The 11,638-nt window shown below is 58.4% G+C and carries 12 protein-coding genes and 1 pseudogene; 4 read left to right on the top strand and 9 right to left on the bottom strand.

Annotated features, from left to right (window positions below; all coding sequences use genetic code 11):
* Positions 1–12: 12 nt before the first annotated feature.
* Positions 13–267, bottom strand: a complete 255-nt coding sequence (gene grxC, locus PSQ19_RS11240) for a glutaredoxin 3 (protein ID WP_282217803.1) — start codon at positions 265–267, stop codon at positions 13–15.
* 26 nt (positions 268–293) lie between these two features.
* Positions 294–1,031 carry a ComF family protein gene (locus PSQ19_RS11245; RefSeq protein WP_282217804.1) on the bottom strand — a complete coding sequence of 246 codons (738 nt, stop codon included), beginning with the start codon at positions 1,029–1,031 and terminating at the stop codon, positions 294–296.
* Positions 1,032–1,102: 71 nt separating this feature from the next.
* Between PSQ19_RS11245 and PSQ19_RS11250 the strand changes: the two genes are divergently transcribed.
* Entirely contained in the window at positions 1,103–1,975 is an 873-nt protein-coding gene (locus PSQ19_RS11250) for a methyltransferase domain-containing protein (protein ID WP_282217805.1), read from the top strand.
* 7 nt (positions 1,976–1,982) lie between these two features.
* Here the strand turns inward: PSQ19_RS11250 and PSQ19_RS11255 are convergent, their stop codons facing one another.
* The 4 genes from PSQ19_RS11255 to argJ are packed head-to-tail and all read right to left on the bottom strand — an operon-like array spanning position 1,983 to position 4,041.
* Positions 1,983–2,183, bottom strand: coding sequence for a Flp family type IVb pilin (locus PSQ19_RS11255; protein ID WP_282217806.1), 201 nt, complete (start codon positions 2,181–2,183; stop codon positions 1,983–1,985).
* Between the two features lie 33 nt (positions 2,184–2,216).
* On the bottom strand, positions 2,217–2,615 hold the full coding sequence (locus PSQ19_RS11260) for a (deoxy)nucleoside triphosphate pyrophosphohydrolase (protein WP_282217807.1): 399 nt from the start codon (positions 2,613–2,615) through the stop codon (positions 2,217–2,219).
* A complete protein-coding gene (locus PSQ19_RS19400; RefSeq protein ID WP_328517645.1) occupies positions 2,612–2,806 on the bottom strand; it encodes a GNAT family N-acetyltransferase in 195 nt (64 codons plus the stop codon). The genes PSQ19_RS11260 and PSQ19_RS19400 overlap by 4 nt, the downstream gene beginning before the upstream one ends.
* Complete coding sequence (argJ, locus tag PSQ19_RS11270) at positions 2,806–4,041, bottom strand: bifunctional glutamate N-acetyltransferase/amino-acid acetyltransferase ArgJ (protein ID WP_282217808.1); 1,236 nt, start codon at positions 4,039–4,041, stop codon at positions 2,806–2,808. Before argJ ends, PSQ19_RS19400 begins: the two co-directional genes overlap by 1 nt.
* A gap of 264 nt (positions 4,042–4,305) precedes the next feature.
* Between argJ and PSQ19_RS11275 the strand changes: the two genes are divergently transcribed.
* Both PSQ19_RS11275 and PSQ19_RS11280 read left to right on the top strand, forming a co-directional pair.
* The gene (locus PSQ19_RS11275) at positions 4,306–4,686 is read left to right on the top strand and encodes a MarR family winged helix-turn-helix transcriptional regulator (protein WP_282217809.1); all 381 of its coding nucleotides are present in this window, start codon (positions 4,306–4,308) and stop codon (positions 4,684–4,686) included.
* A gap of 3 nt (positions 4,687–4,689) precedes the next feature.
* Entirely contained in the window at positions 4,690–5,505 is an 816-nt protein-coding gene (locus PSQ19_RS11280) for an NAD-dependent epimerase/dehydratase family protein (protein WP_282217810.1), read from the top strand.
* Between the two features lie 113 nt (positions 5,506–5,618).
* Here PSQ19_RS11280 and PSQ19_RS11285 read toward each other — a convergent pair whose 3' ends face one another.
* Positions 5,619–6,563: a peptidylprolyl isomerase gene (locus PSQ19_RS11285; RefSeq protein ID WP_282217811.1), complete on the bottom strand. Its 945-nt coding sequence runs from the start codon at positions 6,561–6,563 to the stop codon at positions 5,619–5,621.
* A gap of 445 nt (positions 6,564–7,008) precedes the next feature.
* Here PSQ19_RS11285 and secA point away from each other — a divergent pair.
* Positions 7,009–9,734: pseudogene (gene secA, locus PSQ19_RS11290) on the top strand (preprotein translocase subunit SecA).
* 43 nt (positions 9,735–9,777) lie between these two features.
* Here secA and aroB read toward each other — a convergent pair.
* Positions 9,778–10,887 (bottom strand): 3-dehydroquinate synthase, encoded by a 1,110-nt coding sequence (gene aroB / locus PSQ19_RS11295; protein ID WP_282217812.1) that lies wholly within the window; start codon positions 10,885–10,887, stop codon positions 9,778–9,780.
* The gene (locus PSQ19_RS11300; RefSeq protein ID WP_282220684.1) at positions 10,880–11,467 is read right to left on the bottom strand and encodes a shikimate kinase; all 588 of its coding nucleotides are present in this window, start codon (positions 11,465–11,467) and stop codon (positions 10,880–10,882) included. The genes aroB and PSQ19_RS11300 overlap by 8 nt, the downstream gene beginning before the upstream one ends.
* Between the last annotated feature and the right edge of the window lie 171 nt (positions 11,468–11,638).

The raw sequence follows: 11,638 nt of genomic DNA on the forward strand, positions 1-11,638 counted from the left end.
CTCGCCTGTTTTTTAGGAGGCCAGCAGCTTGTCTAGCCGCCCCTCCCGCTCCAATGCCGCCATATCATCATAACCACCAACATGGGTTTGCCCGATAAAAATCTGCGGCACCGTTCGCCGACCATTGGCGCGCTGCGTCATCTGGGCGCGAAGACTGGGGTCAAGCACGGTAATTTCTTCATAATCGGCCCCCTTTTGCACCAATAGCGACTTGGCGGCATGGCAGTACGGGCAGGTCGGGGTTGTATAGATTTCGATCTTTGCCAATTTTTTCTCCACGGGTACTTTCCGCCCTATATGGGAGTTTGTTCGCCGCTGACAACGCGCGCGAAACTCAAAACGTCAATGTGATCAATGCCACCCCGCTTCAGCGCTCGCGTCACGGCGTTGACCGTGGCACCTGTTGTATAGACATCATCGATCAAAACCACCCGCTTGCCGCCGCTGCGCGCCAGCGCATCGGGATGCGGCTCGAATGCGCCCACCACATTGCGCGCCCGTCCGCGCGCCGACAGGCCCACTTGCTGCCGCGTCGCCTTGACCCGCACCGCCAGCTGCGGGTCGACCCGCAAGCCGGTCAACCGGCCAATCTGGCGCGCCAGTTCCCCCGATTGATTATAGCGTCGCCGAAATTGGCGTCGGCGATGCAATGGCACCGGCACCAGCACCGGATCGCCCGCCAGCAGCAAATGGCCCGCCCCCACCATCAGGCGGGCGCAAAATCCCGCCAGTTCGGGCCGATCCCCATATTTGAGCCGCGCGATCAAGTGCCCCACAGGTTCGCTATAGATCACCGCCGCCCGCGCCCGCTCGAACGGTGGCGGCTCGGCAATCGCCTCGGCCGATACCGCGTCTGGCCCGATATCCGCAGCAAACGGCACCCCCAACACCGGACACAGCGGTGCCGTTATCGCCCGTATCTGTCCAAAACAGGCAGCACACAAACTATCGTGGCTCACAATTGGCTCGTCGCAGATAAGGCACACCGGCGGATAGACCATGTCCAGAAAACCGGCGCCCCAACGCCGCATTGTCTGCGCCACAAGCCCCGGTTTAGTCGCGCTTTTGACATTGTGCGTGCCAGTCTCCATAAGAGCCAAGTGTGCCAGCCCTGAAGGCTCTTGTCGTCCCCGCCATGCAGTTACCACCCAGGATTTTTGATCGCCCCCTGATCGCGCGCCATCTCGAGCGCCGCCCCAACGCCGTCGACGATTTCGTCACGACCCTGATATTGAGTGATCTTGATGATCGCCTGGTAACCCTGCTGCGCCCGTTCCCCGCCGCCCTCATTCTCGGCCCCGATGCCGAAGCTTTGCCGAAAACCGCAACGACCGGCAAGGGCGTGATCGAATTTGAACGCGTCGGCACCATCGCCGCCGACGCCGAACTGCCTCATTTTGCCCAACCCGCCTACGACCTGATCATTTCCATCCTTGATCTGCAAATGGTCAATGACGTGCCCGGCTATCTCAGCCAATTGGCACGACGCCTCAATCCTGACGGTCTGTTCCTGGCCGCGGCGCTGGGTGGCAACACGCTTTCCGAGCTGCGCGAAGCCTTTCTTGTCGCCGATAGCCAGCTTTCGGGCGGCGCCTACCCGCGTGTGGCCCCCTTCATCCAGGTCCGCGATGGTGGCGGCCTGCTGCAACGTGCCGGACTGGCGCTACCGGTCGCCGACATCGAAACCCATATTGTGCGCTATGCCAATCCGCTCGCTCTGATGGCCGAAATCAAAGCGCTCGGCGCCGCCAATCCCCTGCATGATCGCCCGCGAAAACCGGCGACGAAACAATTGCTGGCGCTGGCGTCAGAGGCCTATATCGAACGTGACGCCGACCCTGACGGCCGCGTTCGTGCCACGCTGGAAATCCTGTGGTTCAGTGGCTGGGCGCCCCATGAAAGTCAACAGAAGCCGCTGGCGCCAGGCAGCGCCACCACCAGCCTCAAATCAGTGCTGGAAAAGCCGAAAACCTGATTGGATTCTAGGGCAGACTGGACGTGGCGTCAGCCATCACATTGCCCGGTCCCTGCACACCATAGCCGAACAGGTTGGTCACATTATTGCCCAGCAGCGAGAATGAGGCGATCAAGGCAACCGCGATCAGCGCAGAAATCAGCCCATATTCGATTGCGGTTGCACCCGCTTCATCGCTTCCGAACCGTTCTAACTGCGCTGCCAACATGGTCTGTTCCAAACCTCTTGTCGTCGAACCCTGTCAAAGCAAATCGCAAAGTGCAGCGATCAGCGGTGCGTCGGCCGGCGGCATCGGATAGTCGCGTAATGCCTGCGGACGCGCCCATTTCAGGGCCATATGTTCCTTCGGCTGTGGCGTACCCTGCCATTTCCGGCAGGCGTAAAGTGGCATCAATAAATGAAAATTATCGTAATTATGACTTGCGAAACTTACCGGAGCCAGGCAGGCGCTCTTGGTAGAAACCCCCAGTTCCTCCTCCAGTTCGCGAATAATGGCAGTCTCCGGCGTTTCCCCCGGCTCCACCTTGCCGCCAGGAAATTCCCAAAGTCCTGCCATCGATTTGCCCTCGGGACGCTGCGCAATCAGCACCCGCCGATCGGCGTCTACCAGCGCGCAGGCCACCACCAGTAATAGGCTCATATTACGCCCCGCCGATAGTGATAATCATAGGGTTCGGCAAACCCAAGGGTCTGATAAAGCGCCAGCGCCGGATCATTGTCAGCCTGCACCTGAATGGCTGCCCGGTGCGCGCCGTCCCGCAGTTCCTCAACCGCTGGCCACGCTTTGACAAAAGCCGCCTCTAATGTCTGCACGTCCTCAAGGCTGGTCATTAACTGCGATAGTCGCCATTAATGGCGATATAGCCATGGGTCAGATCACAGGTATAAACCGTTGCACGCCCCTCGCCCAAACCAAGGCTGGCGGTCAATTCAAGTTCGTCGCCCTTCATATAAGCGCTGGTCGCCGCCTCGTCATAACCGGCTGCGCGCTCCCCATTGTGCGCCACCACGAGATCGCCGAAGCGGATCGACAACCGGTCACGATCCGCTGGCTCCCCAGCCTTCCCCACCGCCATGACCACCCGGCCCCAATTGGCGTCTTCTCCCGCAATCGCGGTCTTGACCAGGGGACTGTCGGCAATCGATTTGGCAATGCGAAAGGCGCTCTCATCGCTTGTTGCTCCCTCGACATGAACGGCGACCTGCTTGGTCGCCCCCTCCCCGTCGCGCACCACCTGGATCGCCAAGTCAAACAACACATCGCGCAACGCTTCGCCAAAAATTTCGGCCCGTGGATCATCAAGCGTTTCAATCGGCTCGATCCCCTTGGCCTTGCCCGTGGCAAACGCCAGTAGTGTATCGGAGGTCGATGTATCGCTATCCACCGTGATGGCGTTAAAACTGGATTTGACGTGCTGACCAAGCAGCGCCTGTAGCACCTCGGCCTTGATCGGCATGTCGGTAAACACAAAACTCAGCATGGTCGCCATGTCTGGCGCAATCATGCCAGACCCCTTGGCAATCCCATTGATCCTGACCTCAACACCATCGATGTCGATGCTGGCAGTGCCAAGCTTTGGAAACGTATCTGTGGTCATGATGGCCTTGGCCGGCTCCATCCAAGGCTGATCGCTCAACGCTGCCGCCATGGTGTCAAGCACGCCGGAAAACTTGTTGGCGTCCAAAGGCTCCCCGATCACCCCGGTTGATGCCAGAAATATCTCAGCAACCGAACAACCCACCGCCTTGGCAGCAATTGCGGCAGTCTGCTCAACGCTTTGTTGGCCCTTGCGACCGGTAAAGGCATTGGCATTGCCCGAATTGACCACCAGCGCACGAGCCACACCACCCCCAAGATTGGCCTTGCACCAATCCACTGCCGCCGAAGAGCATTTCGAGCGCGTCAAAACGCCCGCAACGCTAGTGCCCTCATCAAACACCGCCAGCAAAACGTCAGTACGGTTCTTGTACTTTATCCCCGCCGCCGCCGTTGCAAAGCGCACCCCGGCAATCACCGGCAGGTCGGGATAGGACTCGGGAGCAAGGGGAGAAACCTGGAGCGCCATGATGCATGCCTTGTTTGCAGGACAACTGGCTTGGGTGTGCCTTACAAATTTGCCCGGCGCAAGCCACATCATCCAAGACGCGGCCTCAGCCCCGCCTTCATCGCCCCACGGCGCACCCCACATTTGCTACTGCCGCGAATTGACAGATAGTTCGCTACCGTACATATAACGTTCGGTAGCGAACGAAAGGCTGAATGATTGTCCAGTTCAAATCATGACTCGGCAGGCGCGTGGGCCAAGCGATTTCACTTGGCGAGCCGCGCGATGATGGAGCGGATACTGCGCCCGTATGATATCGGGTCCACCCAATGGTACGTCCTATATCAATTGGCCAATTACGGGCCGACCGCGCAGCGTGACTTCCTTGGGCTACTGAAAATCGAAAAGCCGACTCTGAGCGACGTCGTGGCGGCTTTGGTTCGCAAAGGATTCATCGATCAGGCGTCCGATCCAACTGACCGACGTCAGCGAGTTCTAACCTTGACAAATGTCGGCAAAAATCAGTGGGACAACCTGCCTGATCCGATTGCGCTCATGCGCCAGATTGCATTCGACGGCGTCGACGAGCCGACGCTCGAGTTGATCGCGAGCGTGCTCAAGACCGCGACGGAGCGCTTGAACAACCACATTGTCGAAGGAATTTGAAAAATGACCATACTCATTACCGGTGGGACCGGGCTCGTTGGTTCACGCCTCCTCAAACGGATGATAGCGGCCGGAGAGGATTGTCGCGTGATCATTCGTTCCGACAGGAACATTCCGGCAGGTGCTGTCGCTATCAAGGGCGATCTTCTTGATCCAACCTCGCTTGAAGCCGCCGTCGAGGGCGTCTCCGCCATCATTCATCTCGCCGCCGTGTTGCGCACGCCAGACAGTGACGACATCTGGAAGGCCAACGTCGATGGCACAAAAAACCTCATTCATGCCGCCAGGCAACATGCCCCCAACGCTCGATTCATCATGGCAAGCACCGGGCTGGTCTACAATGCCAACAGCGCTTATCCAGCTCGTGAAGGCGATGCGGTCGATCCAAAGATGGCATACCCCGCCAGTAAGGTCGCGGCTGAAAAACAACTTCATGAAAGCGGACTGAACTGGTCCATCCTGCGGCTAGGCTTCGTTTATGGCGACGACGACGGTCATCTGCAGTCGGTGCCAAGACTCGCAAACATGTTTAAGTGGCATCCCGCGAACAAGCTCAGCCTGATCCATCACCGCGACATTGCGGCAGCCGTTCTCCTGGCCCTAAACGGGGCAATGGATGGGCGTATTGTCAATCTCACAGATGAGGCGCCAATGTCGGTCTATGAAATTGCGCACCTCGTCGGCGCGACAATGGAACCATCTGCCGAACCGCAGATCAATCCGTGGTTCGGCCAACTGGACGGTTCCTTGGCACGCGCCCTCGGTTTTCAGCCAGTTGTCGCCACCCTGCACCAGTCGCTTCGAGAAGGTTCCACATAAGAGATATACAGCCATTTGGACTGATCGGGTCGGTGCGGATGACCACGTGCGCAGGCAAGATCGGGTGCAAGAATCTGCACCCGATCACGCTCGAAGAGTAAATGGGTTGGCGATCAATTGGCTGGAGCAGCTGCCGCCTGAGGGTTCATCTGCGCATCGATCTTGGCGGCAAGATCCTTGTCGGCAATCTCGATCTTGGCCTTGTCGTGCAGATCGTTGCTGATCTTGATGAAGGCGTCATTGACCACCTGTTGCTGCAACTTCTGGCCCATCTGGTCCATCGTTGGCACGGGGCTCTTGCGCTTTTCCGTCAGCTTGATCACATGCCAGCCGAACTGGGATTTGACCGGTTCTGAAACCGCGCCGACCTCACCAAGGGCAAAGGCGGCTTTTTCAAACTCAGGCACCATTTGGCCCTTGCCAAAAAAGCCGAGGTCGCCGCCATTGGCCGCGCCCGGATCGATCGATTTGGCTTTTGCCACTTCAGCAAAGTCCGCCCCGTCCGCCAATTCCTTTTCGACGGCCTTGGCTTCGTCCTCGGTCTTGACCAAAATATGGCTGGCGCGAACCTGGTCCTCGGGCACGAATTGGGCCGCGAATTCATCATATTTCGCCTTGACCGTGTCAGGGGTCACCATCGTCGCCAGTTTCTCGATATAATAGGCACTACGCAGCGCCTGCTCATCGAGATAGGCCAACCGCTGCTTGAAAACATCGGTCTGATCCAACTTCTCCGCACGGGCCGCATCGGACGACAATTTCATGTCGATAAGAACGCTGACCACATAGGCCTGACGCTGGTCCACCGGCATCTGCGCCATGTCCTGGCTAAGATCGCGTGCCGCAAAATCGACATCAGCCTGTGTGATGGTCTGGCCATCAACTGTTGCCACGACCGCGTTCGGATCAGGCTGAGCCGGCGTTGCTGCGGCATCGGCTGCTGGCGCATCTGCTGCGGGGGCATCTTGAGCCATTGCGGCGGGAATGGCAGTAAGCCCACCCAGGGTAAGCGCCACAACGCTTACTGCCTGCGCAAGGCGTTTGGAACGATCAAACATGAACGACTTTCTCCTTGATCGGTGCCAAAATGGGCACCGCTGCTTCTGTGGCACACCCAGATGCGCCGTTGATTTCATTACGGGTCGGATGGCCCGTCGCAACGCCTGCCCTTGCATGGCAACAGGGCCAGATTGTGCCACACAAGAATAATTGTTCCGTGCGTCTGCACCAATCGCGTCAAGTTGCCTATTGATCAGGGCGCAGTTGGTGTGGCCGATTTTGTCGACGTTGACAAGACGGGGGTCCGCTCTTACATGTCCAGCGCTTTCCATAACTATGCGGAGCCAAGCCTCATTCGCTTGCCCATGGGTTATGTGACCAGTTTTTCGGGGTCGAAACCGGCCCACCATCGCGTTGACGAGGCACGTTCGGGGCACTATTCGCCCAGTGATTTCACCATGAATAATGCCCCTTGGACGATGGCCAGTAAAAGGATCTGACACTATGGCTCTAGCTACGCTTGCCCGGCGGATCTTCGGTTCTCCGTCGGATCGGCACGTAAAACGCTTCCAGCCCAATGTGGCGGCGATCAACGCGCTTGAGCCCGAACTCGAAAAGTTGAGCGACGAGGAACTGCGCGCTCGTACCGACGAATTCAAATCCCAGCTGGCCAATGGCAAATCACTCGATGATTTGATCGCGCCGGCGTTCGCCACGGTGCGTGAAGCCAGTAAACGCGTGCTGGGCATGCGTCACTTTGACGTACAGCTGATCGGCGGCATGGTCCTCAATAACCGCTCCATCGCAGAGATGCGCACTGGTGAAGGCAAGACCCTGGTCGCAACCCTTGCAGTCTATCTTAACGCATTGACCGGCAAAGGCGTCCACGTCGTTACCGTCAATGATTACCTTGCCCGTCGCGATGCCGCCTGGATGGGCCAGATCTACAATTTCCTTGGCATGAGCTATGGTATCATTGTCCATGGCCTGACCGATGGCGAGCGCAAGGCTGCCTACGAAGCCGACATTACCTATGGCACCAACAACGAATTTGGTTTCGACTATCTGCGCGACAACATGAAATATACGCGCGCCCAGATGGTTCAGCGCGGTCATGTCTATGCAATTGTTGACGAAGTTGACTCCATCCTGATCGATGAAGCCCGCACGCCGCTGATCATTTCAGGGCCTTCCGAGGATCGAACCGACCTCTATCTCAATCTCGACGCCATCATGCCGATCATCGAAGAGGGCGACTACGAGGTTGATGAAAAGCACCGCGCCGCGACCTTTACCGATCAGGGCATCGAGCGGCTGGAAGAGCGTTTGAGGGCCGATGGGCTGATGAAGGGCGAGTCCCTGTACGACATTGAAAATGTCGCTTTGGTCCACCACGCCAATTCAGCGCTACGCGCCCACAAGCTGTTCCACAAGGACAAGGATTACATCGTTCGCAACGATGAAGTCGTCATCATTGACGAATTCTCGGGTCGCATGATGCCGGGCCGACGCTATTCCGAAGGCCTGCATCAGGCTCTGGAAGCCAAGGAAGGCGCCAAGATCCAGCCTGAGAACCAGACCATGGCGTCGATCACTTTCCAGAACTATTTCCGACTTTATGACAAGCTGGCCGGCATGACCGGTACAGCCGCCACCGAGGCCGAAGAATTCGGCGACATCTATAATCTCGATGTCGTCACTGTGCCCACCAACGTCCCGGTACAGCGCGTTGATGATGAAGACGCCATCTTCCGCACCGCCGCCGAAAAATTCGACGCCATTGCTGATCTGATCAAGCAATGTCAGGACCGCGACCAGCCGGTACTGGTCGGCACCACTTCGATTGAAAAATCTGAAATGCTGGCCGAATTGCTGCGTCAGAAAAAAGTTGGCACCATGAATGTGCTCAATGCTCGCCACCACGAGCAGGAAGCCCATATCGTCGCCGATGCCGGCCTGCCCGGCGCTATTACCATAGCCACCAACATGGCCGGTCGTGGCACCGATATTCAGCTCGGCGGCAACCTCGAAATGCGGATCGAACGCGAAGCCGAAGGTCTTGAAGGGGCTGAACGCGACGCCAAGATCGCCGATATCAAATCCACCATTGCCACCGACAAAGCCAAGGCCATCGCCGCCGGCGGCCTGATGGTCATTGGCACCGAGCGCCATGAAAGCCGCCGCATCGACAATCAGCTGCGCGGTCGTTCCGGTCGTCAGGGCGACCCCGGCCATTCGGCGTTTTTCCTGTCCTTGCAGGACGATCTGATGCGCATTTTCCCGGTCGACAGCATGGACTCCATGCTCGGCAAGCTGGGTCTGGAAGACGGCGAAAGCATCACCCATCCATGGGTCACCAAGGCCATCGAGCGCGCCCAGGGCAAGGTAGAATCTCGCAACTTTGATATCCGCAAGAACATCCTCAAATATGATGATGTGATGAATGATCAGCGCAAGGTGATCTTCGAACAGCGCATCGAGATGATGGATGCCGAGGACGTCAGCGAAACAGTCCATGACATGCGTCACGACGTCGTCGAGGCCATCGTTGCCAAGGCCATTCCGCCCCGCTCCTATCCTGAACAATGGCAGGCCGAGCAGCTTGAAGCTGCAGCCAAGACCTATCTCAATGTCGAGCCTTCCAGTGCGCGAATGGGTCGAGGAAGAGGGCATTGACCAGGAAATCGTCGAGCAGCGCATCCGCGATGCCGCCGACAAGCAGGCAGCGTCCAAAGCCGCCAAATATTCGCCCGAAATCATGCGCCAGGTCGAGAAGTCGCTGCTGTTGCAGTCCATCGATGGCCTGTGGCGCGAGCATCTGGTCACGCTTGATCATTTGTCCAAGGTTGTGGGCTGGCGCGGTGTTGCCCAGCGTGATCCACTCACCGAATACAAGCAGGAAGCCTATGAACTGCTGCAGGCGCTCCTGACCAATCTGCGCGAGTTGGTCACCACCCAGGCTCAGCCATATCGAATTGCAGGTCCGCCAGCCCGAGCCAACACCCGAGCCCGACCTGTCTCGACTAAGCGAAGTCCATATCGACCCGCTGACCGGCGAAAACGACGCCGAGGAGGGTACCGTCATGGGCGCACTCTCGGGCACGCCAACCACCGCGGGCGGTCAGGCATTAAAACCCATCGATCCAAAATTGCTCGAAGGTGTCTCGCGCAATGCCCCTTGCCCCTGTGGCTCCGGCAAGAAATTCAAACATTGCCACGGCGCCTTCTAGGCACCGGCCGAATACGAACAAGGCCCGGCAATGCCGGGCTTTTTTATGCGGTGCGCACCGTCTCGAGAAATTCGGTCACCGCGGTCGGATCAACATTTTTTTCGATAAAGGCCTGCCCGATGCCGCGCGTCAGGATAAAGGTCAGCGCCCCGCGCGACACTTTCTTGTCCTGGCCGATTGCCGCCATCAACTTCTCGGTCGCCCCGATCTTGCCTTCAATATCGCCCAACCGCGTCGGCAGCCCCGCATCACGCAAATGCGCCTCGATCCGGCCGATATCCTGCGACGGCGCCATCCCCAGCTTTGCTGAAAAGCTATGCGCCAGCACCATGCCGATGCTGACACCCTCACCGTGCAATAGCCGGTTTGAATAGCCGGTGTCCTTTTCGAGCGCGTGGCCAAATGTGTGTCCCAGATTGAGCAGCGCCCGCACGCCCAACTCTTTTTCGTCCTCGATCACCACCCGCGCCTTGGCCTTGCAGCACCGCGCAATCGCCTCGCCGCGCGCTGGCCCACCCTCAAATATCTCAACGCGATTTTCCTCGAGCCAGAAGAAAAACGCCTCATCATCGATCAAGCCATATTTGACAATTTCTGCATACCCAGCCGCAAATTGCCGTGCTGGCAACGTGTTCAGCGTCGACAGATCCGCCAACACCAGCTTGGGCTGGTGAAACGCCCCCACCAGATTTTTGCCATGCGGCGAATTGATCCCGGTCTTGCCCCCCACCGGGCTATCCACCTGGGCCAGCAGCGATGTCGGCATCTGCACAAAGTCCATGCCGCGTCGTGCTATCGCCGCCGCAAATCCTGCCAGATCGCCGATCACCCCGCCCCCCAGCGCAATAACGAGGTCGCCCCGCTCCAGCCGCGCCGCCAGCAGGCCTTCGACCGCTGATTCAAGATACGCGTAGGATTTGGTGCTCTCGCCCGCTGGCAGCACGATGGTGGCATAATCCAGCCCCGCCGCCGTGAGCGATGCCGCCAGTCTTGGCAATTGGCACGCCGCGACATTCTCATCCGTGATAATGCCAAACCGCCGCCCGGCAAATCGTTGCGCCAAAATCGCGCCGGCATCATCGAGCAGCCGCTCGCCAATCAGAATATCATAGGCCCGCTCGCCCAACGCCACATGCACACGGTGATCAGCCATGACGGACCTCCGGCGCTTCGAAATGGGCAATGACCGCTTCAATAAGATCCGCCGCCACCGCCTCATGAGGCACATCGCGCGACACAACTGTCACATCGGCCTCCCCGTAGATTGGATAGCGTTCCTTGATCAGCGCCTTAAGCGTGGCGCGTGGATTGTCGGTCTTGAGCAGCGGGCGATTTGAGCGCCGGGACACACGTGCAAATAACAAATCGAAGTCCGCCTTGATCCATACCGAAACCGCATCAGCCTTGACCAGCGCCCGAGTCTCGGGATGAACGAACGCCCCGCCACCGGTCGCCAGTACCACGTCGGGTTCCTTGAGCACCCGCGCAATCACCCGCGTTTCACCGGCGCGAAACTCGGCTTCCCCACGTGTACTGAATATATCGGGAATATCCATCTGGGCGGCTTTTTCGATTTCCTCGTCGCTATCGAGAAAATGTCGGCCCAGGCGGGTAGCGAGGCGCCGCCCCACAGTGGTTTTGCCCGCGCCCATCATCCCCACAAGCACCAGTGGCCGCCCCGCCAGCAGGTCTATCAGGTGATTGGCGCGCTCATTGCGCCTTGCTGCATCCATTCGCGTCACAAACCGCTCCACATTCCTGTGCGTTTGAACCGGTCGCAGCCGCCGATGTCAAGAACGCAACGGTTGATGACAGAGGCAAAACCGGGGCACACTGGCGTGCCTACCAGATAGAAACCATTTTAATGATAGGCTCGTATAACTGTCATTGACCATTGAATCGGA

Origin of the sequence: Devosia algicola (genome assembly GCF_028816455.1) — a bacterium.
Classification (GTDB): domain Bacteria; phylum Pseudomonadota; class Alphaproteobacteria; order Rhizobiales; family Devosiaceae; genus Devosia; species Devosia algicola.

Excerpts from the sequence above, each read along its gene's own strand:
- PSQ19_RS11245 (WP_282217804.1), bottom strand. The coding sequence starts at position 1,031 with ATGCGGCGTTGGGGCGCCGGTTTTCTGGACATGGTCTATCCGCCGGTG.
- PSQ19_RS11255 (WP_282217806.1), bottom strand. The coding sequence starts at position 2,183 with ATGTTGGCAGCGCAGTTAGAACGGTTCGGAAGCGATGAAGCGGGTGCA.
- PSQ19_RS11260 (WP_282217807.1), bottom strand. The coding sequence starts at position 2,615 with ATGAGCCTATTACTGGTGGTGGCCTGCGCGCTGGTAGACGCCGATCGG.
- PSQ19_RS19400 (WP_328517645.1), bottom strand. The coding sequence starts at position 2,806 with ATGACCAGCCTTGAGGACGTGCAGACATTAGAGGCGGCTTTTGTCAAA.
- argJ (WP_282217808.1), bottom strand. The coding sequence starts at position 4,041 with ATGGCGCTCCAGGTTTCTCCCCTTGCTCCCGAGTCCTATCCCGACCTG.
- PSQ19_RS11275 (WP_282217809.1), top strand. The coding sequence starts at position 4,306 with ATGATGGAGCGGATACTGCGCCCGTATGATATCGGGTCCACCCAATGG.
- PSQ19_RS11280 (WP_282217810.1), top strand. The coding sequence starts at position 4,690 with ATGACCATACTCATTACCGGTGGGACCGGGCTCGTTGGTTCACGCCTC.
- PSQ19_RS11285 (WP_282217811.1), bottom strand. The coding sequence starts at position 6,563 with ATGTTTGATCGTTCCAAACGCCTTGCGCAGGCAGTAAGCGTTGTGGCG.
- aroB (WP_282217812.1), bottom strand. The coding sequence starts at position 10,887 with ATGGCTGATCACCGTGTGCATGTGGCGTTGGGCGAGCGGGCCTATGAT.
- PSQ19_RS11300 (WP_282220684.1), bottom strand. The coding sequence starts at position 11,467 with ATGGATGCAGCAAGGCGCAATGAGCGCGCCAATCACCTGATAGACCTG.